Genomic DNA, 21,741 nt, shown 5'->3' on the forward strand with positions numbered 1-21,741 from the left:
CCGAGGGATGCGTCCAGGGAGGTCGGTCAGGATCATGCGGTGACGACCGACGCTCCCGCCACCTCCCCCTCCGACGCCACGAGCGACGCCGCGTTCCCGCGGCCGGACGCCGATCCCTCGCACCGGGTGCCGCCGTGGCGCGCGCGGCTCGTCGCGCTCGTCGAGCATCGCTGGTTCCAGCGCACGATCATCACCCTCATCGTGCTGAACGCGATCCTCATCGGCCTCGAGACGTACCCGGGCTTCCACGACGCCGGCGGCGGCCTCCTCCTCGCCGTCGACGCCGCGATCCTCGCCGTCTTCACCATCGAGGTCGTGCTGCGCATCTCGGCATACGGATGGCGGTTCTTCCGCAACGGCTGGAACCTCTTCGACCTGTTCGTCGTCGCCGTCTCCTACGTGCCCTCCGGCGGTGCGCTGCAGGTCCTGCGCGTGCTCCGAGTCCTGCGCGTGCTGCGGCTGCTGTCGCAGGTCCCGTCGCTGCGTCGCGTCGTCGGCGCGCTCGGCTCGGCGATCCCCGGCATCTCCGCCATCGGAGGGCTGCTCGTCATCATCATGTACGTCTACGTCGTCGCGTGCACCATGCTCTTCGGCGACATCGCGCCGCCGCTGTTCGGCGACCTGGGAGCGTCGACCGTGTCGCTCTTCCGCCTGCTGAACGGCGACGGCTGGGGCGAGATCGTGCCACCGCTGCAGGCCGAGCTGCCGTGGGCGTGGGCGTTCATGATGGGCTACGGCCTCATCTCGACCTTCGTGATCCTCAACCTCTTCATCGCCGTGACGTGCGAGGCGCTCGAGAGCCAGAAGGAGGAGGAGACCGAGCTGACGTTCAAGGAGCGCCAACTCATGGACGAGGTGCAGGAGCTGAAGGCGATGGTGCGCGCGATCGCCGACGACCGACGCTCCGCGGCCGACTGACGATCACGCCTCGACGCGTCGCCGACGGAGGGCTCGGCGGTGCATCACGGCTGCGTGCGCTGCGTGCGACGGGCTACCCTCCCGACATGCCCGTCGCACTCGTCACCGGCGCCGCGCGCGCGAGCTCGATCGCCGCGGGCATCGTGCCCCGGCTCGCCGCCGACGGCTGGCAGGTCGTCACCTCCGACCTCGCCGCGGGCGACGTGCCGTGCGACCTGTCGAGCGCCGACGGCCCCGGCGTCCTCATCGAGCACGTCGTGCGCGAGCACGGCCCCATCGGAGCGCTCGTGCTGAGCCACGCGCACGGCGTCGAGTCGGGCATCCTCGACACCACCGCCGAGAGCCTCGACCTCCACCATGCCGTGAACACCCGTGCGAGCCTGCTGCTCATCGCCGCGTTCGCACGCCAGGTGCCGCGCGACGGCGGGGCCATCGTGGCGCTCACGAGCGACCACACGACCGGCAACCTGCCGTACGGGGCGTCGAAGGGTGCGCTCGACCGCATCGTCATCTCGGCGGCACGCGAGCTCGGGCCGATGGGCATCTCGGCGAACGCCATGAATCCCGGCCCGATCGACACCGGATGGATGGATGCCGAGCTGCGCGGGCAGCTCGCCGACCACCATCCGCTCGGCAGGCTGGGCACTCCGAGCGACATCGCGGACGTCGTCGCGTTCCTCGTCTCCCCCGCTGGCCGTTGGATCTCCGGCCAGCTGCTGCAGGCCGACGGCGGCTTCTCGGCCCGCTACTGACCGCTGACCGGTCACGGTCGCACCGAGATGGCGACCGGTCAGGTGCGTTTGCGACCAGTCGGCACCCGAGCGTCGTGCGTCGCGTCCGCTCACGGCGCAGCGACATACAGGACCGAGTCCAGGAACGCTTCTAGGATCGGATGGTGACCAGCGCCCCCGCCGCAGCATCAGGCTCCCCCGCTCCCGCATCCGACCTTCCCGAGGGCGGCCCGACCATCCGTCAACGGCGTCGCTCGATGCTCGCGTCGGCCGTCGGCAACGGCCTGGAGTGGTTCGACTGGAACATCGCCGTCGTCTTCTCCGGCGCACTGAGCGCGGCCCTCTTCGATCCGGCCGACCCCACGAGCGCGCTGCTGTCGCTCTTCGCGGTGCTGGGCGTCGGCTTCCTCTTCCGCCCCCTCGGCGGCATCCTCTCCGGGTGGCTCGCCGACCGCTTCGGGCGCCGCACCGTCATGGTCGCGACGATGCTCACCATGAGCGCGGCCTCGCTCGGCATCGCGCTGCTGCCGACCTTCGAGCAGGCAGGCGTGCTCGCGTCGGTGCTGCTGCTGATCGCCCGCCTCATGCAGGGCCTCGCGCACGGGGCGGAGTCGACCGCCGGCTACGCGTACATCGCCGAGATCGCGCCGCGGAAGCGGCGCGGGCTGTGGTCGTCGACGCTCGCGATGGGCGTGCTCGTGGGTTCGATCCTCGCGTCGGCGATGGGCTTCGGCCTCAATGCGACGCTCGGGGTGGAGGCCGTCGCCGAGTGGGCGTGGCGCATCCCGTTCGCGATCGGTGCGGCGCTCGCGATCGTCGCGCTCGTGCTGCGCATCGCGATGATCGAGTCCGACGTGCTGCGCACGGCGCAGGCGGAGGGCGAGGTCGGTCGCGCCGCCGACGCGCCCGCCTCCGCCGACGAGCGTCGCGACGCGGTGCGCTCGGGCGTGAAGGTGTTCTTCTTCGTCGCGCTCATCTCCATCGCCTTCTACACGTGGTTGACGTCGGCGTCGTCGCTCGCGACCGCGCAGCACGGCATGGATCCGACGGCGGCGTTCGCGTCGAGCCTCGTCGCGCAGCTCGTGTGCGTCGCGGTCATGCCGTTCGCCGGCATCCTCTCGGATCGCATCGGGCGTCGTCCGATCGCGTTGACGTTCACGATCGGCTTCGCCGTGCTCACGGCGCCGCTCACGCTGCTCATCTCCGACCAGGCGTGGACGCTGCTCGTGGCCCAGACGGTGGCGCTCGTACTCGTCGCCGGCGGCAACGGCATCTACTCGGCGCTGCTGTCGGAGCAGTTCCGCACGCGCCACCGCGCACGCGGCATCGGCATCGCGAACTCGCTGTCGGTCGCGATCTTCGGCGGCACGGCGCTGTACGTGAACCTGTGGCTGTCGTCGATCGGCGCCTCGTGGCTCTTCATCGTCTACGTGTCGCTCGTCGCCGTCGCCGCGTCGATCGCGGTGTGGCGCATGCGCGAGACGAGGGGCGTCGACCTGACGGCGTGACTTCCCAGCGAGAACCGTCATCATCCACAGATGCGCAGCGCTCGATCACCGGCAGATATCGGCAAGGCACTGCTGTCCGGCTGGTCGGGTCCGCATCTCGCGGTCTTGCTCATCTGCGTTGCCGTCGTCGCGACGACGACCTGGTCGCTCGGCGCATGGTCGGCGTGCGGTGCTGGCTGCAGCTTCGACGTCGCTCTGTTCGATGCGATCGGCACCTGGATCGGCGGCGTCGCACTCGTTGCGGTCGGGGCAGGAGCGGGACTCATCTCGCGATCGCGAAGCGACGCCCAGCGCCTCGAGCACGCACTGGCACGGGCACGACTGTGCACCCTTCGCTACCGCGCCATCAGCAAGGGCAGCAACCCGTTCGATCGTGTGAACCTGCGATTCAGCAATCCGCTGGACGAGCCTGTGCTCCACCCATCGGTCTACCTCACCGACGGAACGCACATCGCCAGCGACCACGTGGTGGCCGCTGATCCGACGAAGATCTGGGGTCCGACGCTGGCCTTCGCATCGCTGAGCATCCCGACGACGCACGACGAGATCGAGGCGAACAGGATCGTGAACGCGCAGGTTGCTCCGCGCATGCTCTTCGCGTTCACGGTGGCGAACGAGCGGTTCGTGCGCCTCGCCACCACCGTCTACCACCAGGCGAAGGTTCCCGATGAGTATCGGTTCGCACTGGAGGTGCGAGCACGCCAGTGAGCCCGGGCGGGATCGAACCGCCGACCCCCGCGGTGTAATCACGGTGCTCTGACCGACTGAGCTACGGGCCCGCGTCGACGATACGCGACGCCGAGCCGGCGCCCGCGCCCCGCCACGCGAGCGCCGCGACCGGGGCCGAGAGCGCCAGCACCACCGCCAGCGCGACGACGCAGCCGAGCCACCCGAACGACAGATAGACCGGGCCGAGCGCGACCGCCGCCGCGGCCCCGCCCAGGTAGTACGCCATGAGATAGAGGCCGACCGCCGACGACCGCGCGACCACCACGTGGCGGGCGACGAAGCCCGTCGCGCACGACTGGCCCGCGAACACCGCGACGCACGTGAGCGCGAGGCCCGCGACGATCATCCACGTCTCCCCCGCGGCGCCGAGGGCCGCGAGCCCCAGCCCGACGAGCCCGACGACGACGGAGGCGACGAACGTCGCGACGAGCCCGACGCGGCCCACGACGGCGCCCACGCGCGGCGTCACGACGATCGCCAGCAGGAACACGACGAACACGAGCGACACCTGCCACTCCGCGAGCCCGTGCGGCGGCGCGACGAGCGCGAGCGAGCCGTACGTGAACGAGCCCACCTGCAGCGCGAGCAGCGCAGCGCCGACGAGGCACGTGGCGAGGATGCGGCCGTCGCGCAGATGCCGACCGAAGCCGCGCACGCCCGCGCCCACCGACGGCGACGCGGCGAAGCCGCGATCGCGAGGCAGCCACGCGACCACGGCGAGCGTCGCGACGCCCACGACCAGCGCGACCGCCACGAACGACCACCGCCACCCCAGCGGCGCCGCGAGGCCCGACGAGAACCGGCCGAGGAAGCCGCCGAGCGCCGTGCCCGCGACCTGCAACGCGCCCAGGCGCACCGACAACGGGCCCGGCCACGCCTCCGGGATCATCGCGATCGACGTCGAGAACACGAACGGCACGAGCATGCCCTGCACGATGCGCATGGCGACGAGACCCCACAGCGTCGGCATGACGGCGCACAGCAGCGTCGTGACCATGACGCCCACGAGCGCCCAGACGATCACCGCACGGCGGCCGAGCCGGTCGGACACGGCACCCGCGACGGGTGCCGAGAGGGCGACGCCGAGCGTCGAGCCCGCGATCGTCCATGCCGCCGCCGACTCGGAGGCTCCGAGGTCGCGCGCGAGGGCGTCGAGGATCGGCTGGGTCGCGTAGAGCACCGACAGGCCGCCGACGCCGGATGCGACGACCGCGAGCCGTTCGCGGAGGGTCGCGTGCGACCCTCCTGGCAGCGCGTCAGTCAAGCGTCGCGAGGGCCTCGCGGTACGCGGCGATGGGGCGCGCCTCGCCCGGCTCCGTGCGGAACGACGCCGCGATGAGGCCCTTGGCGTCGATGAGGAACGTCGCCCGCGTCGCGATGCCGCGCTGCGGCAGGAACGCGTCGTATCGGTTCGCGACCTCGCCGTGCGGCCAGAAGTCCGACAGCAGCCGGAAGGTGTAGCCCTCGACCTCCGCGAACCGTGCGAGCGTCGCCTTCGAGTCGACCGAGATCGCGAGCAGCTCGACGCCCGCGTCGTCGAACAGCTCGATCGAGTCGCGCAGCTCGCACAGCTCGCCCGTGCACGTCCCCGTGAACGCGAGCGGGAAGAACACGAGCGCCACCGGCGTGCCGCGCAGCTGCGAGAGCGTGACCTCCTCGCCGCGGTGATCGATGAGCGTGAAGTCGGGCGCGATGTCGCCCACGATCGGTGCCATGCGCCCATCCTGCCACCGGCGCGCCAGCGCCCGACGCGGCACGGAGCTGCTCCACGAGCCATCCGTTGCGAGGTGCGCGTCTCCAATAGAGGTGCGCTGCGAGCCGCACCTCTATTGGAGAAGCGCACCTCGCAGCGGGCAAGCGCACCTCGCAACGCACGATTCCGCCACCGGCGCAGCACCCCGCAGGCGGCATCCGGGCGACGACTAGAGTGGTCGGGTCTGCGGTTCCGGCGAACCCGGTCGCACGACGACGCAGTCCACGAGCGATGCAGGAGTCAGCAGTGCCGGTGAACGACCAGGATCCCTACTCGGTGCACACGATGGACCGGGATCCCGAGGAGACCGCGGAGTGGCAGGAGTCGCTCACCCAGCTCGTCGAGGCCCACGGCCACGAGCGCGCGCGAGAGATCATGCTCAGCCTCCTGAAGAAGTCGAAGGACCTGCACCTCGGCGTGCCGATGGTGCCGACGACCGACTACATCAACACGATCGCGGCCGACGACGAGCCGGAGTTCCCCGGCGACGAGGCCGTCGAGCGGCGCTACCGCCGCTGGATCCGCTGGAACGCCGCCATGACGGTGCACCGTGCGCAGCGCCCCGGCATCGCCGTCGGCGGCCACATCTCGACGTACGCCTCGAGCGCGTCGCTGTACGAGGTCGGCCACAACCACTTCTTCCGCGGCCAGGACCACGAGTCCGGCGGCGACCAGATCTTCTACCAGGGCCACGCCTCCCCCGGCATGTACGCCCGCGCCTACCTCGAGGGTCGGCTCACGACCGACCAGCTCGACGGGTTCCGTCAGGAGAAGTCGCACGCGGGCGGCGGCCTCTCGTCATACCCGCACCCGCGCCTCATGCCGGAGTTCTGGCAGTTCCCGACCGTCTCGATGGGTCTCGGCCCCATCAACGCGATCTACCAGGCGCAGGCCAACAAGTACCTCACGAACCGCGGCATCCTCGACCGCTCCGACAGCCGCGTGTGGGCGTTCCTCGGCGACGGCGAGATGGACGAGGTCGAGTCGCGCGGCGCGCTGCAGCTCGCCGCCAACGACGGCCTCGACAACCTCACGTTCGTCGTCAACTGCAACCTGCAGCGCCTCGACGGCCCCGTGCGCGGCAACGGCAAGGTCATCCAGGAGCTCGAGTCGTTCTTCCGCGGCGCCGGCTGGAACGTCATCAAGGTCGTGTGGGGTCGCGAGTGGGACGACCTGCTCGACCGCGACGACGACGGCGCGCTGCGCGACCTCATGAACGTCACGCCCGACGGCGACTACCAGACGTACAAGACCGAGGACGGCGCCTTCGTGCGCGAGCACTTCTTCGGGCGCAGCCCCCAGGCGCTCGAGCTCGTGAAGGACATGTCCGACGACGACATCTGGAACCTCAAGCGCGGCGGCCACGACTACCGCAAGGTCTACGCCGCCTACAAGGCAGCCGTCGAGCACACGGGCCAGCCGACCGTCATCCTCGCGAAGACGATCAAGGGCTACCAGCTCGGCAAGACCTTCGAGGGCCGCAACGCGACCCACCAGATGAAGAAGATGACGCTCGAGGACCTCAAGGGCTTCCGCGACCAGCTGCAGCTGCCGATCTCCGACAAGCAGCTCGAGGACGACCCGTACCTGCCGCCGTACTTCCACCCCGGCGAGGACTCCGACGAGATCCAGTACATGCACGAGCGCCGCAAGGCCCTCGGCGGGTACCTGCCCGAGCGTCGCACGACCGCGACGACGATCCCGCTGCCCAGCGACGACACCTACCGGCTGCCGAAGAAGGGCTCCGGCAAGCAGGAGGTCGCCACGACGATGGCGTTCGTCCGCCTGCTGAAGGACCTGCTGCGCGTCGACGGCTTCGGCAACCGCATCGTGCCGATCATCCCCGACGAGGCGCGCACGTTCGGCATCGACGCGTTCTTCCCGTCTGCGAAGATCTACAACCCGCACGGTCAGAACTACACGTCGGTCGACCGCGACCTGCTGCTGAAGTACCGCGAGGCGCCCGACGGGCAGATCGTGCACGTCGGCATCAACGAGGCCGGCGCGATGGCGGCGTTCACCGCCGCGGGCACGTCGTACTCGACGCACGGCGAGCCGCTCATCCCGATCTACGTCTTCTACTCGATGTTCGGGTTCCAGCGCACGGGCGACGCCCTGTGGGCTGCGGGCGACCAGATGGCGCGCGGCTTCATCATCGGTGCCACCGCGGGCCGCACGACGCTGACGGGCGAGGGCCTGCAGCACGCCGACGGCCACTCGCACCTGCTCGCGTCGACGAACCCGGCGATGGTCTCGTACGACCCGGCGTACGGCTACGAGATCGCGCACATCGTGCAGTCGGGCATCGAGCGCATGTACGGCTCGAGCCCCGAGAACGTCATGTACTACCTCACGGTGTACAACGAGCCGTACGTGCAGCCGGCCGAGCCCGAGGGCGTCGACGTCGAGGGCATCGTGCGTGGCATCCACAAGGTGTCGACCGGCGGCGACCAGGAGCTGCGCGTGCAGCTGCTCGCATCGGGCGTGGGCCTGCCGTGGGTCGTCGAGGCGCAGCAGCTGCTCGCCGACGATTGGGGCGTGGGCGCCGACGTGTGGTCGGTGACGTCGTGGACCGAGCTGCGTCGCGATGCGCTCGCCGCCGACGAGCACAACTTCCTGCACCCGCAGGAGGATGCGCGCGTGCCGTTCGTCACGGCGCGACTGTCTGAGGCCGAGGGTCCGTTCATCGCGACGAGCGACCACATGCACGCCGTCTCCGACCAGATCCGCCAGTGGGTGCCCGGCGACTACCTGACGCTCGGCGCCGACGACTTCGGCTTCTCGGACACGCGCGCGGCCGCACGCCGCTACTTCCACATCGACAGCCACTCCGTCGTGGTGCGCGCCCTCGAGGCGCTCGCACGGCAGGGCAAGGTGCCGCTGGGCACCGTGCAGCAGGCGATCGACAAGTACGCGCTGCACGACGTGAACGCCGGCACGTCCGGCACGGCCGGCGGCGAGTCGTAGCCCGCGTTGGATCGCACGAAGGCGCAGCAGCTCGCCTGGCTGCGCCGCATCGCGGGAGATCTGTCGTCGCAGGTCCTCAAGGAGCTCGACGACACCCTCCCGTGGTACAGCACGATGCCGCCGTCGCGGCGCAGCGCGGTCGGCTCCGTCGCGCAGTCGGGCATCACGTCGTTCATCGAGTGGTACGAGGATCCTGACGCGCAGCCGTGGATCGCGGCCGACGTGTTCGGTGCGGCGCCGCGCGAGCTGCTGCGCTCGGTGAGCCTGCAGCAGACGCTGCAGCTCATCCGCGTCGTCGTGTCGGTGTACGAGCGCCGCATCGCCGGCGAGGACGTCACGATGCGCGAGCCGATCCTGCTGTACTCCCGTGACATCGCATTCGCAGCGGCCGACGTGTACGCGCGAGCCGCGGAGTCGCGGGGGCTGTGGGATGCGCGACTCGAGGCGCTCGTCGTCGACTCGATCCTCACGGGCGAGTACGACGAGGAGCTGCCGTCGCGCTCGGCAGCCCTCGGCTGGGCCGGGCATGGCGACTGCGCCGTGCTCGTGGGCGTCGCGCCACCGCAGGTCGACGTCGACGTCATCAGACGCGTCGCGAGGCATCACGACGCCGACGTGCTCGTGGGCGTGCAGGGCGCGAGGCTCGTCGTGGTCATCGGCCGCGTCCTCACCGACGACGAGTCGACGCACGCGTTCCTCGACATCGCCGCCGCGCTCGAGCCCTCGTTCGGCGCAGGCCACCTCGTGCTGGGCGATCCGGTCGCGAGCGTCGTCGAGGCGTCGCGCTCGGCGAAGACGGCCCTCGCCGGCTTCGCCGTCGCGAAGGCGTGGCGCAACGCGCCGCGGCCGGCGCGCGCAGAGGACCTGCTGCCGGAGCGTGCCCTCGCCGGCGACCCCATCGCCAGGCAGCAGCTCGTGCGCACCATCCACCGGCCGCTCCAGGACCACTCGAGCGACCTGCTCACGACGCTGTGGGCGTACCTCGACAACGGGCGCTCGCTCGAGGCGACGGCGCGCGAGCTGTTCGTGCACCCCAACACCGTCCGCTACCGCCTCAAGCGCATCTCCGAGCTCATCGGCTGGGATGCGACGGGCGCGCGCGAGTCGTTCATGCTGCACGCCGCGCTCATCCTCGGCGCCATCCAGGGCGGCGAGCCGCGTCGATGACCGGCATCCCTCCCGCTGCGCGCATGCCCCGCGGCATGCCTGCGGCATCACGCCCACTGTGCAAGGGTTGACTCCGTGATCGTCGTCGTGGCTCCAGGACAAGGCTCACAGGCCCCCGGCTTCCTCTCCCCGTGGATCGAGGAACCCGCCGCCCGTACCCGGCTCGAGCAGCTGGGTGCCGCGGCAGGCGTCGACCTCGTGCTGCACGGCACCGAGTCGGATGCCGAGACCATCAAGGACACGCAGGTCGCGCAGCCGCTCATCGTCGCCGCGGGCATCCTCACCCTCGATGCGCTGCTCGGCGAGGTCGGGCGCCGCGAGGCGGTCGGCGGCATCGCGGGCCACTCCGTCGGCGAGATCACCGCCGCGGTCGGCGCAGGCGTGCTCACGCCGCTCGATGCGATGGCGCTCGTCGGCGAGCGCGGCCGTGCGATGGCGGAGGCTGCCGCGGAGGTCGCGACCGGCATGGCCGCGGTGCTCGGCGGCGACGCCGATGCGCTGGCGGCGAGGCTGGCCGAGACGGGGCTCTCCCCCGCCAACTACAACGGCGGCGGCCAGGTCGTCGTCGCGGGGCCCCTGGAGGGCATCGAGGCGCTCAAGGCCGATCCGCCCGCCGGCGCGCGCATCATGCCCCTCAAGACTGCGGGCGCGTTCCACACGTCGTACATGGCCCCCGCCGTGGAGCGCCTGCGCGCCAAGGCAGCCGACACGGCAGCGGCCGTGCCGAGCCTGCGGCTGTGGACGAACGCCGACGGCACCGAGGTCGTCGGCGGCCGTCACTACCTCGACCTCATCGTCGGGCAGGTCGCGAACCCGGTGCGCTGGGATGCGTGCATGGACGCCTTCCTCGCCGCCGGCGTCACGGGCATCATCGAGCTCGCGCCCGCCGGGGCGCTCGTCGGCCTCGCCAAGCGCGGCCTCAAGGGCGTGCCCGCGGTGGCCGTGAAGACGCCCGCCGACCTTCCCGCCGCCATCGAACTGCTGGAGACCGCATGACCACCCTCCGCATCCCCGAGATCCGCGCCGGATCCCGCATCCTCTCGATCGGGGCCGCGCGCGGCGACCTCGACGTCGTGAACGACGACCTCGTGGGGCCCATCGACTCGTCCGACGAGTGGATCCGCCAGCGCACCGGCATCATCTCGCGCAAGCGCGCCTCGCCCGACGTGACGCTGCTGGACCTCGCGCAGGCCGCCGCCGAGGAGGCCATCGGCAAGTCCGGCCTCGACGCATCGCAGATCGGTGCCGTCATCATCTCGACCGTCTCGCACCACGTCGCGACCCCGTCGCTCGCATCGCTGCTCGCCGAGCGCATCGGCGCGACGCCTGCAGCGGCGTACGACATCTCCGCCGCGTGCGCCGGCTACGCCTACGGCATCGCGCAGGCCGACGCGCTCGTGCGGTCCGGCACGACCGAGCACGTGCTCGTCATCGGCGCCGAGCGCATGAGCGATCTCATCGACCCCACCGACCGCTCGATCTCGTTCCTGCTGGGCGACGGCGCTGGCGCCGTCGTCATCGGCCCGAGCGACACGCCCGGGATCTCGAAGAGCGTCTGGGGATCCGACGGCTCGAAGTGGGACACGATCCGCATGACCTCGTCGTACGACGAGGCCATCGCGTCCGGCGTGCGACCCACGCTGCGACAGGACGGCCAGTCGGTCTTCCGCTGGGCCGTCTGGGAGATGGCGAAGGTCGCCAAGCGCGCCCTCGACGAGGCTGGCGTGACGCCTGCCGACCTCGCCGCGTTCATCCCGCATCAGGCGAACATGCGCATCGTCGACGAGTTCGCGAAGCAGCTGCAGCTGCCGGACACCGTGGCGATCGCGCGCGACATCGAGACGATGGGCAACACGTCCGCCGCCTCCATCCCGCTCGCCACCCACCGACTGCTCGAGGAGCACCCCGAGCTCTCCGGCGGCCTCGCCCTCCAGATCGGCTTCGGAGCCGGCCTGGTCTACGGGGCGCAGGTCGTCGTCCTGCCATAGGCTCATAGCCGCTACCGAACTGAAGGAGAGAACGATGGCACTGACCAACGATGAGGTCCTCGCCGGGCTCGCAGAGCTCGTGAACGACGAGACCGGCATCTCGGTCGAGAACGTCCAGCTCGAGAAGTCGTTCACGGACGACCTGGACATCGACTCCATCTCGATGATGACGATCGTCGTCAACGCCGAGGAGAAGTTCGACGTGAAGATCCCCGACGACGAGGTCAAGAACCTCAAGACGGTCGGCGACGCGGTCACGTTCATCACGAACGCCCAGTCCTGAGCATCGCGTGGGGCGGCCGCGAGGCCGCCCCACAGCCATGCAGGGCGCGATGACGCGCCCCACGAACGAGAGAGCCCCTGCATGACGAAGAAGATCGTCGTCACCGGCATCGGCGCAACGACGCCGCTCGCCGGGACCGCCCCCGAGACCTGGCAGCAGCTGCTGGCCGGCGCGTCCGGAGCCCGATCCCTCGAGCACCCCTGGGTCGCCGAGCTCGAGCTGCCCGTGACGTTCGCCGCCGAGGCGGCCGTGCGCCCCGACACCGTGCTCGAGCGACCCGTCGCGAAGCGCCTCGACCCCTCGAGCCAGCTCGCGCTCGTCGCCGCCAAGGAGGCCTGGGAGGACGCAGGCAGCCCCGACGTCGCACCCGAGCGCCTCGGGGTCGACTGGGCCACGGGCATCGGCGGCGTGTGGACGCTGCTGGACGCGTGGGACACGCTGCGCGAGAAGGGCCCGCGCCGGGTCCTGCCCATGACCGTCCCGATGCTGATGCCCAACGCGCCCTCCGCCGCCGTGTCGATGCACTTCGACGCGCGTGCGTTCGCACGCACCGTCGCCTCCGCGTGCGCGTCGAGCACCGAGTCGATCGCGATGGCGTACGAGCACCTGCAGGCGGGCCACGCCGACGTCGTCATCGCAGGCGGCTCGGAGTCGGCCATCCACCCCATCACCATCGCGTCGTTCGCGTCGATGCAGGCGCTGTCGCGCCGCAACGACGACCCTGCCCACGCCTCGCGCCCCTACGACGTGTCGCGCGACGGCTTCGTCATGGGCGAGGGTGGCGCGGCGCTCGTGCTCGAGACCGAGGAGCATGCGCTCGCGCGCGGCGCCCGCATCTACGCGGAGCTCGCGGGCGCGGGCGTCACCGCCGACTCGTACCACATCACCGCTCCCGAGCCGGAGGGGCTCGGCGCCAGCCGTGCCGTGCACGCCGCGCTCGCGCAGGCGGGTGCGACGGTCGACGAGGTCACGCACATCAACGCCCACGCCACGTCGACGCCCGTCGGAGACGTCGCCGAGGTGCGCGCCCTGCAGCGCGTGTTCGGCGAGCGGGCGCTCGAGATCCCCGTGTCGGCCACGAAGGGCGCGCACGGGCACCTGCTCGGCGGCACCGGTGCCCTCGAGGCCGCATTCACGGTGTACGCGCTGCACCACCGCCTCGCTCCCCCGACGATCAACGTCGTCGAGCAGGACCCGGAGGCGCCGCTGTCGATCTCGTCGCAGGCGGTGCCGCTGGGCGACGGACCGCAGCTGGCGATCTCGAACTCGTTCGGGTTCGGCGGCCACAACGCCGTCGCCGCGTTCCGCAGCGTCTGAGCCACGCGCGAAGGCCCCGCCGTATTCGGCGGGGCCTTCGGTGACTCTGCGAACCATGGTCGTCGGCGGAGCCCTCGACGGACGCTGCTCGAGCCGTGCGTCGGTCATGAGCAGCGGGCCATGGCCGCGGCGCGTCAGCCGGCCTTGTGCAGCCAGATGACCGGGCTCGCGTCGCTCGCGTGGCGGAACGCCTCGAGCTCGTCGTCCCAGTCGGTGCCGAGCGCGCAGCGCAGCTCTCGGTGCAGCGCCTCGAGGTCGCGGCCGGCGAGCTCCATCGCCGCACGCACGCGGTGCTCGGAGACGAGCACGGTGCCGAGCGCGTCGACCGTCGTGCGGGTCATGCCGAGGCTCGGCGTGTGCATCCAGCGCGACCCCTCGACGCCGCCCTCCTCGGTGACCTCGAAGCGCACGTCGGGCCAGCCGCGCAGGGCGCTGGCGATCGCGGCGCCCGAGCCCTCTCGGCCCTCCCACGGCACCTCGGCGCGACGCGCGCCTGGCAGCACGGGCTGGTCCTCCCACCGGATGGGCGCGGGGTCGCCGAGGGCGCGCCCGATCGCCCACTCGATGTGGGGGCACAGCGCCTTCGGCGCAGCATGGATGAACACCATGCCACGGGCAGCGTCTGCAAGCAGCGCATTCATCTGTCGACCTCCGTTCGATGCGGCTTCCCCTCCGACCGAACGTGTCGAGTGTCAGTATGCGCCAGCGACCCCGCGAATCACAACCCTGTGACGCACGGCCCCAGTGGATCGCGACCCTTCCTCGGGTGCGTTTCGCAGGCGATCGCAGGGGTTCGAGGGAAGATACCCCTCGAACCCCTGCGAGCGCCTGCAAGACGCAACATCATGGATGGCGTGACGTGGGCGCAGCGCGCGGGCGGGCGCGCTCGCCCGGGGGTGGCGTCAGACCGAGTCGCGCAGCAGCGGACGTCGCTCGCCGGCACGCACCGGGAACGGGAGTCGGTTCTGCGCGGGCGGCAGCGGGCAGTCGAACTGGTCGCTCATCGCGCACGGCGGCACGACGGCGCGGTTGAGGTCGAGCTCGACCGTGCCGTCACGGCGCGGGCGCACGAACAGGAAGCGGCCGACACCGTACGTCTCGTCGCCCGTCGTCGCATCCGCGAACACGATCTGCAGCGCATCGCCGTCCGGCAGGGCCAGCAGGTCGACGTCGTGCCCGTCGTGGTGCAGGCGCACCGTGCCCGCCATGCGCTCGACGCGCTCGCCGCCCTGGCTGCGACCCACCGTCGCCTCGATGCCGGTCTCCGCGGGCTCGAACGTGCCCTCGAGCACCCACGACGCGTCGAACGGGTACGCCTCGAACCCCTCGAAGCGGGCGATGGCGTCGGACTCCGCATCCCAGATGCGCACGCCCATGCCCTCCGCGCGGGTGAGCACGAACGCCGAGCGCGTGTCGTCGAACCGCACGCGGCTCGGCGTGATGCCGTCGTGCGGGTGCACCACGACCGTGCCGTCGACGATGCGGCCGTCGACCGTCACGTCGTCGTCGACGGACGCGGTGAGGGCGATGCCATCGCCCGCGGGCGTCGGCGCCCACGTGCCCGGCACGCCGTCGATCGTCGTCGGCTGGTCGATCCACGCGGTGCGCACGAGCGCGAGCGCCCCCTGCGCCGCCTGCACGCTCTGCTCACGCCGACGGCGGAAGGCTGCGTGGTCCTGCTCGGAGCTCATGCGACCAGCCTAGGCGTCGGCCGAACGCCGACGTGGCACATGCACTGGCGTGCTCAACCGGCGTGCGCGAGCCACAGCGCGACGACGCCGAGGCCCACCGTGACCGGTGCGACGACGAGGCTGAGCAGCATGTAGCGCCCCCACGGCAGCCGCACGCCCATGGCCGTGAGCCGGTCGTGCCACAGCAGGATCGCGAGCGACGCCCACGGCGTCACGAGCGCGCCCGCGTTGACGCCGACCAGCAGCGCGGCCATGCGCAGCGGATCCGTCGCGAGCGGCTCGAGCGCGAGGTACGCGGGCAGGTTGTCGACGCCGTTGGCCAGCAGCGCACCCGAGCCCGCGAGCCGCAGCAGGTCGCCGAGCCCGTCGCCCGAGCCCACCAGCGGCTCGAGCAGCGTCGCGAGACCGCGCGCGTGCAGCGTCTCGACGACGAGGAACAGGCCGACCGCGAGCAGCACGATCTGCCACGGCACGAGCGCGAGGCTCAGGGCGCCGCGGCGACGCACGGCGACGAGCGCGAGCAGCAGCGCGGCCGCGATGCATGCGGGGATCCACACCTCGATGCCGCTGACGAGCGCGGGCACGAGCGCGGCGAGCACGATGCCCGCGCCGACCGTGAGCACGCGGTCGGGCTCCGGCTGCACCGGCTGCCGATCGAAGCGTGCCGCGAGGCTGCGGCGGTACGCGACGGCGACCACCACGGCGGGCACGACGATGCCGACGACGGCCGCGGGGGCCATGAGCGCGGCGAACGACGCCGGCCCGAGTCCCAGCCGATGCTCCGCGAGGAGGTTCGTGAGGTTCGACACCGGCAGCAGCAGCGACCCGGTGTTCGCGATCCACACGGTCGTGAGCGCGAACGGCAGCGGATCGAGCCTGAGGTGCCGTGCGAGCAGGAGCACGACGGGCGTCAGCAGCACCGCGGTCGTGTCGAGCGACAACATGATCGTCGCGACGGCGGCGAGCGCGAGCACGAGCAGCCACACGACCCAGGCGCGTCCGAGGCCGACGACGCCGAGTCGCTCCGCGATCGCGTGGAACACGCCGGCGACGGCGGCGAGCTCGGCGACGATGGTCGCGGCGACGACGAACAGCAGCACGGGCCAGGTGCGCTCGCCGATCTCGGCTGCGGCGTCGAGCGGCAGCACGCCCGTCGCGAGCAGCGCGACGCCCGCGACCACGAGCACCGCGCCGGCGATGCCGATCCACGGCAGGTCGTGCAGGCGCTGTCGCAGGGGCTGTCGTGCCGAGCCGACGTGCTGGACGTCGTCGCGCACGAGACGCATCGTACGCCCGCGCGCATGCCGGATGCGCGGTCGTGGCTGCGCGGTCGCGACGGCGCGGTCGCGACTGCGCGGGCGTCAGCGCCGCGGGTCGACCTGCTCGGCTGCCGGCTCGAGGCCGTCTGCCTCCGCGACGGGCACCGACTCGCGCTGGCCCGCGTACTGCGCGGAGAGCACCCGGTACGAGCGGGTGAGGAATCCGCCGACGCCGAGCAGCACCGTCGCGAACCCGGCGAAGAGGAACACGAGCGCGATGCCTCTGGCCGAGCCGTCGCCCAGCAGCCAGCCGAACGTCGCCTGCCCGCTCGCGCCGTCCATGTAGGGGATGATCGCGAACTCCGCGATCGGGGCGATGAGGAACGCCGTGATGGGTGCGGCGGCCGACTCGAACGCCTGCGCGAACCCGAAGACGCGGCCCTGCCGCGTGAACGGCACGACCTTCTGGATGACGGTCTGCTCCGCCGCCTCGACGGCCGGCACGAGCGCCATCCACCCCCAGATGCCGACGGCGTACAGCAGCCACCACTCGCGGATCGTGAAGAGGGCGCCGAGGATGCCCATGCCGACGACGATGAGCAGCATGGTGCGGATGGGGTTGCGGCCGAGCCCCGTCTTCGCGATCACCAGGCCGCCGACGATGAATCCCGTCGAGGCGACGCCCAGCACGATGCCCCAGATCTGCACGTCGAACAGCTCGAGCCCGTACGGATCCATGAGCGCCATGTAGACGCCGCCGACGAGGTTGTTGAACGTCGAGAACACGATGAGCGCGAAGAGCCCGGGCGCGGCACGCACCGCCGTGATCGCGCCGCGCAGGTCGATCGCAGGCCGGCGCTCGCCATCGGACTCGGGCATCGCCTCTGGGATGCGCACGACCACGAGGTGGGCGAGGGCGACGCCGGTCGCGACCACGGCGATGCCGAGCGTGATGCCCATGCCGAGGAAGCCGATCGCGAGGCCCGAGAACACGCTCGTGACCATGAACGCCACGCCCTGCACGGTGCCGACGAGGCCGTTGGCGTTGACGCGGCGCTCCTCGGGCACGAGCAGCGTCACCGTGGTCGACAGCGCGATGTTGCGCATGTTCTCGACGACGGCGCCGAACAGGATGATGCCGGAGAAGAGCCAGAACCACGGGCCGCCGATGTCGAGCAGGACCGACTCGGGGAACAGCAGGTAGAGCACGCCGGCGACCGAGAACGACGCGAGCGTGACGACGCTCGAGAGCACCATGACCCGGTGCTTGCGATGCCGGTCGACGATCGTGCCGAACAGCATCGCGAAGACCGCCACGAGCAGCATGTACGCGCCGCCGATCACACCCGTGGCGAGCACCGAGCGGGTCTCGAGGTACACCCAGAACGTCAGCGCGAACCAGAGGAAGCTCGTCGTGACGTTGGCGACGAGCGTGTTGACGAGCACGTGGCCGAAGCGGCGCATGCCGTCTGCAGGCACGTCGGGATTCGAGGCTGCTGCAGGCTGGGCGGAGGCGGCCTGCGCGTCCGCGCCCGAAGTGGGCTCGCTCATGGTCGCAGCATAGGCGCGACGCCCGACACGCGGGAGTGTCGGCGAGCGTCAGGCGCCGAGATCGCCGAGCACGACGCGCGCGACGCGGTCGCCCGACACGAGCGCACCCTGGATCGAGGCCGTGTCGCGATGGTCGCCCGCCACGTAGGTGCGCTCGCCGACGCGTGCGGACGACGTCGTGCGCAAGGGCGGCGACTGCGCCGGCAGCGCGTGCACCACGTCGTCGCGACGCAGCAGGCGCCAGGCGCCCACGTCGACGCCCCAGATGCGCGCGAGCTGCGCACGCACGTCGGCCTCGGAGGGTGCGTCGCGCTCGAGCAGCGCCGTCGCCTCCACGAGGAACCGGCCGCGCGGCGCCGCGGCGGGCACCGTGCCCGACACGACCGTCGTGTGCAGCACGGGCCCGGATCTCGTGCCGTCCACGTGCAGCATGCGCGACCGCGTCGGCGACGCGGGCGCATCGAACCACCACGTGCGCAGCCCACGCGTGGCGGGTGCCGGCTCGCCGGTGAGCCCGCCGACCGACTCCGCGTCGACGGCGACGACGACGGCCGAGGCGTGCACGGCGTCGCCGCCTGCGACGTCGACGCGCACGCCCCCTCCCTCGTCGGCGATGCGCTCGGCCTCGTGGTCGAGCCGGATCGCAGCGCCGGCGTCGCGCGCGGTCGCGGCGAGCTGCTCGGGCAGCGCCTGGATGCCGCGCGCAGGCAACCCCGGCCGGCCGAGGACGAACATGCGCACGAGAAGCCGCACGAACGCGTCCGAGGTCTCGAAGGCGCCGTCTGCGACGACGCTCGCCAGGAACGGCTCGAGCACCTCGCGGCGCAGCGGCCCTCGCACGCCGAGGCGATCCCATGCAGCGCGCAACGAGGCGTCGGAGCCGTGGATCGCGGCGCGCGGGCGCACGAGCGTCGGGCCCGCCCACGCTGCGAGGGCGGCGAGCTCTGCCGGGCGCAGCAGCCCGCTGCCGAGCGTCGCACCGATGCGCGAGGGATGCCGCAGCGGATGCGCGAGCTCGACGAGCCCTGCGTCGCGGCGCACGCGCACCCCCACGGGGAACGGACGCAGGTCGAGCGCGTCGACGTCGACCCAGCGCTGCACCGCCGGATACGCGGGGTTCAGCACGTGGAAGCCGCGATCGAGCCGGAACCCGTCGACCGCGTCGGTGCGCTGCCTGCCGCCGACGGCGTCGCCCGCCTCGAGCACGACGACGTCGAGGCCCGCGCTCGCGAGGCGGCAGGCGGCGCGGAGGCCGGCGAGCCCGGCACCGATGACGACGACGTCGTGACGATTCATGCTCCGACGCTACGGGGCTGCGCGATCGGGCGGAGGGGGTGGACACGTCGGGTGGTGCGGCGCGCTCCCTTCGAGGCTCGCTCCGCTCGCACCTCACGGAGCGGGTGGTGCCGCTCCGCTCGCACCTCACGGAGCGGGTGGTGCCGCTCCGCTCGCACCTCACGGAGCGGGTGGTGGGCCGGCCGGCCGAGGAGGCGGCGAGCCGCGGCCGGCTCAGCCGGCGAGCGCGAGCGCGAGCCGCACGTAGGCGCGCGCCGCGGTGCCCAGATCGGCGATGCGCACGTGCTCGTCGGGCTGATGCGCCTGCCCCGTGATGTCGCCTGGCCCGAGGATGATCGTCGGGCACCCGTGGTGCTCGGCGACGAAACCGCCCTCGCACGCGGCCGTCCACGCCTCGACGGCGCTCGCATGGCCTTCGCCGGCGAGCGCCGCGACGGCGGCGCCCGCGAGCGGGTGCGCCGCATCCGTCTGGAATCCCGGCATCGCCATGAGCGTGCGCCCCTCGACCGTGCATCCGAGCGCCTCCACGCGTGGTCGCACGTCGTCGAGCAGTGCGGCGAGCACCGTCGCGGCGTCCTCGCCGGGCATGAGGCGGCGGTCGGCCAGCAGCGTGCACCGGTCGGGCACGATCGACGTGGCGTGGCCTCCGTCGATGCGGCCGACGCTCCACGACGCCGACCCGAGCTGCCCTGCCGCACCGGCGCGCAGCCTCGCATGGTCCGCGAGGATCGCATCCACGACCGCCGCGGCGCCCGCGATGGCGCTCGCACCGTCCTCTGGCCTGCCCGCGTGCGCAGCGCGACCGTGCACGACGATCTCGTGGTTCGACGCGCCGCGGCACGCGACGACGGTCGCGAGGTCGGTCGGCTCGGCCACGATGCACGCCCGGTACGGGCGCGGTGGATGGCGCAGGTGAGCCGCCATGCCGATCGCGAGATCCTCCTCGTCGGCGGTGACGAGCAGCTCGAGCGGCACGTCGGGGCGGATGCGGTGCACCGCCGCCATCGCCTGCAGCACCGCCGCGAGACCGCCCTTCATGTCCGTCGACCCGCGGCCCACGAGCGTGCCGTCGACGACGGTCGGGGCGAACGGGTCGTGCGTCCACCCGGGCCCTGCGGGCACGACGTCGCTGTGGCCGAGGAACAGCAGGCCGGGCTCGTCGGGGCCGAAGCGCACCGACACGTTGGGTCGATCGGGTGCTGCCTGCTCGACGACGACGCGGCCTCCGAGCCGAGACGCGATCGCCGCGAGCGCGCTGGCGGCCCGCGCCTCCGTGCCGCCGGGGTTCTCGCTCGCGGCGAGGATGAGGCTCGACGCGTCGGCGACGATCGTCGCCTCGTCGACGAGCGCGACCGCGGCGTCGGCGACGGCTCCTCCCTGCACGGTCATCGCACGACCAGCTCGCGCGGCACGGTCGCGAGCACCTCGACGCCCGTCTCGGTCAGCACGACCGACTCCGACAGCTCGCAGCCGTACCCCGTCATCCACATGCCCGCGATGACGTGCAGCGCCATGCCGGGCGCGAGCACCGTGTGGTCGTCGCCGCGCACCGACACCGTGCGCTCGCCCCAGTCGGGCGGGTAGCCGATGCCGATCGAGTAGCCCAGCCGCGACGCCTTCTCGTAGCCGGCGCGAGCGAGGTGCGCCTGCCACAGCGCGTGCACCTCGGCGAGCGTCGCACCGGGTCGCATGCCGCCCAGCACGAGCTCGAGGCCCGTCGCCGTCACGTCGGCGAGGGTGGCGAGCTCGCGGCTCGGCGCGCCGAGCGACACGGTGCGGGCGAGGGGCGCGTGGTACCGGGACGCGACGCCCGCGATCTCGAACGACACCGCCTCTCCCGCCTCGAGCACGCGACCCGAGTACGTCATGTGGGGCGTGTCGGCCGACTCCCCCGTCGGCAGCATCGGCACGATCGCCGGGTAGTCGCCCGCGACGCCGTCGACGCCCATGGCCTGCGCATGCGCGACGACGGCTGCGAGCTCGTGCTGCCCCATGCCCGGCCGGATCGCCTCGAAGCCCGCGAGCATCGCCGCGGTGCACACGCGACCAGCCGCCCGCAGGAGGTCGAGCTCGGCTGCGCTCTTCACGAGCCGCACCCAGTTCACGAGCTCCTCCGCGTCGACGAGGGTCCACTCGGGCGCCGCCTCCTGCAGCGTCGCGAACGAGCGCACCGTGAGGAAGTGCGCCTCCGCCTCGTACCCGACGCGGCCTGCGCGCACGAGGCCGCGCTCCCGCAGCGCCTCCACGATCCACGCGAACGGGTGGCGGTCGCGCTGATGCACCCACGACTCCGGGTAGCCGAGGATGCGGGAGGCGGGCAGCTGCGCCGTGCGGTGCGCGCCATGCGCGTCCATCGACCGCAGCGCGAGCACGGGATCCTCGTCGTGGGTGACGAGCAGCAGCTGCGGCATGTAGAACGACCACGCGTCATAGCCGGTGAGGTAGTGGATGTTCGCGGGGTCGACCACGACGAGGGCGTCGAGGTCTGCGGCCGCCATGCGCGCCCGCACGGCGTCGAGTCGGGCTGCGAGCTCCTCGGCGGCGAACGGCATGCGGCTCCCATCGGTCGATCCCGTCACGCTA

General features: G+C 72.1%; 19 protein-coding genes and 1 tRNA gene. 10 read left to right on the forward strand and 10 right to left on the reverse strand.

The window, feature by feature from the left end:
- Window positions 1-39 precede the first annotated feature (39 nt).
- The 4 genes from ACZ6H8_RS12620 (at window position 40) to ACZ6H8_RS12635 (ending at window position 3,865) form a co-directional block, all read left to right on the forward strand.
- Window positions 40-918: an ion transporter gene (locus ACZ6H8_RS12620; protein ID WP_464147196.1), complete on the forward strand. Its 879-nt coding sequence runs from the start codon at window positions 40-42 to the stop codon at window positions 916-918.
- Window positions 919-1,004: 86 nt separating this feature from the next.
- Window positions 1,005-1,670 (forward strand): SDR family oxidoreductase, encoded by a 666-nt coding sequence (locus ACZ6H8_RS12625; protein WP_464147197.1) that lies wholly within the window; start codon window positions 1,005-1,007, stop codon window positions 1,668-1,670.
- Window positions 1,671-1,813: 143 nt separating this feature from the next.
- Window positions 1,814-3,157 (forward strand): MFS transporter, encoded by a 1,344-nt coding sequence (locus tag ACZ6H8_RS12630; RefSeq protein WP_464147198.1) that lies wholly within the window; start codon window positions 1,814-1,816, stop codon window positions 3,155-3,157.
- Window positions 3,158-3,187: 30 nt separating this feature from the next.
- On the forward strand, window positions 3,188-3,865 hold the full coding sequence (locus ACZ6H8_RS12635; RefSeq protein ID WP_464147199.1) for a hypothetical protein: 678 nt from the start codon (window positions 3,188-3,190) through the stop codon (window positions 3,863-3,865).
- Here the strand turns inward: ACZ6H8_RS12635 and ACZ6H8_RS12640 are convergent.
- From ACZ6H8_RS12640 to ACZ6H8_RS12650, 3 genes are all read right to left on the reverse strand, one after another.
- Window positions 3,863-3,936 (reverse strand) — tRNA-Val (locus ACZ6H8_RS12640). The genes ACZ6H8_RS12635 and ACZ6H8_RS12640 overlap by 3 nt on opposite strands.
- Window positions 3,927-5,150, reverse strand: a complete 1,224-nt coding sequence (locus ACZ6H8_RS12645; protein ID WP_464147200.1) for an MFS transporter — start codon at window positions 5,148-5,150, stop codon at window positions 3,927-3,929. Before ACZ6H8_RS12645 ends, ACZ6H8_RS12640 begins: the two co-directional genes overlap by 10 nt.
- Window positions 5,143-5,601, reverse strand: coding sequence for a peroxiredoxin (locus ACZ6H8_RS12650; protein WP_464147202.1), 459 nt, complete (start codon window positions 5,599-5,601; stop codon window positions 5,143-5,145). Before ACZ6H8_RS12650 ends, ACZ6H8_RS12645 begins: the two co-directional genes overlap by 8 nt.
- 284 nt (window positions 5,602-5,885) lie before the next feature.
- Between ACZ6H8_RS12650 and aceE the strand changes: the two genes are divergently transcribed.
- From aceE to ACZ6H8_RS12680, 6 genes are all read left to right on the forward strand, one after another.
- Window positions 5,886-8,606, forward strand: a complete 2,721-nt coding sequence (gene aceE, locus ACZ6H8_RS12655; protein WP_464147203.1) for a pyruvate dehydrogenase (acetyl-transferring), homodimeric type — start codon at window positions 5,886-5,888, stop codon at window positions 8,604-8,606.
- 6 nt (window positions 8,607-8,612) lie between these two features.
- Window positions 8,613-9,773, forward strand: coding sequence for a PucR family transcriptional regulator (locus ACZ6H8_RS12660; RefSeq protein WP_464147204.1), 1,161 nt, complete (start codon window positions 8,613-8,615; stop codon window positions 9,771-9,773).
- Between the two features lie 75 nt (window positions 9,774-9,848).
- The gene (locus ACZ6H8_RS12665) at window positions 9,849-10,769 is read left to right on the forward strand and encodes an ACP S-malonyltransferase (protein WP_464147206.1); all 921 of its coding nucleotides are present in this window, start codon (window positions 9,849-9,851) and stop codon (window positions 10,767-10,769) included.
- A complete protein-coding gene (locus ACZ6H8_RS12670; protein WP_464147207.1) occupies window positions 10,766-11,761 on the forward strand; it encodes a beta-ketoacyl-ACP synthase III in 996 nt (331 codons plus the stop codon). The genes ACZ6H8_RS12665 and ACZ6H8_RS12670 overlap by 4 nt, the downstream gene beginning before the upstream one ends.
- Before the next feature lie 34 nt (window positions 11,762-11,795).
- Window positions 11,796-12,044: an acyl carrier protein gene (locus ACZ6H8_RS12675; protein WP_092501620.1), complete on the forward strand. Its 249-nt coding sequence runs from the start codon at window positions 11,796-11,798 to the stop codon at window positions 12,042-12,044.
- An 81-nt stretch (window positions 12,045-12,125) separates the two neighbouring features.
- A complete protein-coding gene (locus tag ACZ6H8_RS12680; protein WP_464147209.1) occupies window positions 12,126-13,361 on the forward strand; it encodes a beta-ketoacyl-[acyl-carrier-protein] synthase family protein in 1,236 nt (411 codons plus the stop codon).
- A 134-nt stretch (window positions 13,362-13,495) separates the two neighbouring features.
- On the opposite strand, the gene ACZ6H8_RS12685 is transcribed toward ACZ6H8_RS12680, so the two are convergent.
- From ACZ6H8_RS12685 to ACZ6H8_RS12715, 7 genes are all read right to left on the reverse strand, one after another.
- Complete coding sequence (locus tag ACZ6H8_RS12685) at window positions 13,496-13,969, reverse strand: DUF3145 domain-containing protein (RefSeq protein ID WP_464147210.1); 474 nt, start codon at window positions 13,967-13,969, stop codon at window positions 13,496-13,498.
- Window positions 13,970-14,263: 294 nt separating this feature from the next.
- Window positions 14,264-15,052, reverse strand: a complete 789-nt coding sequence (locus ACZ6H8_RS12690; protein ID WP_464147211.1) for a DUF1684 domain-containing protein — start codon at window positions 15,050-15,052, stop codon at window positions 14,264-14,266.
- A 53-nt stretch (window positions 15,053-15,105) separates the two neighbouring features.
- A complete protein-coding gene (locus ACZ6H8_RS12695; protein ID WP_464147212.1) occupies window positions 15,106-16,329 on the reverse strand; it encodes an SLC13 family permease in 1,224 nt (407 codons plus the stop codon).
- Window positions 16,330-16,413: 84 nt separating this feature from the next.
- A complete protein-coding gene (locus ACZ6H8_RS12700; protein WP_464147300.1) occupies window positions 16,414-17,775 on the reverse strand; it encodes an MFS transporter in 1,362 nt (453 codons plus the stop codon).
- 135 nt (window positions 17,776-17,910) lie between these two features.
- Window positions 17,911-19,158, reverse strand: a complete 1,248-nt coding sequence (locus tag ACZ6H8_RS12705; RefSeq protein WP_464147214.1) for an FAD-dependent oxidoreductase — start codon at window positions 19,156-19,158, stop codon at window positions 17,911-17,913.
- 213 nt (window positions 19,159-19,371) lie between these two features.
- On the reverse strand, window positions 19,372-20,547 hold the full coding sequence (locus tag ACZ6H8_RS12710) for a M20 family metallopeptidase (protein ID WP_464147215.1): 1,176 nt from the start codon (window positions 20,545-20,547) through the stop codon (window positions 19,372-19,374).
- Window positions 20,544-21,710: a M24 family metallopeptidase gene (locus tag ACZ6H8_RS12715; protein ID WP_464147216.1), complete on the reverse strand. Its 1,167-nt coding sequence runs from the start codon at window positions 21,708-21,710 to the stop codon at window positions 20,544-20,546. The genes ACZ6H8_RS12710 and ACZ6H8_RS12715 overlap by 4 nt, the downstream gene beginning before the upstream one ends.
- Window positions 21,711-21,741 lie beyond the last annotated feature (31 nt).

Source organism: Agrococcus sp. AC640b (assembly GCF_979255995.1).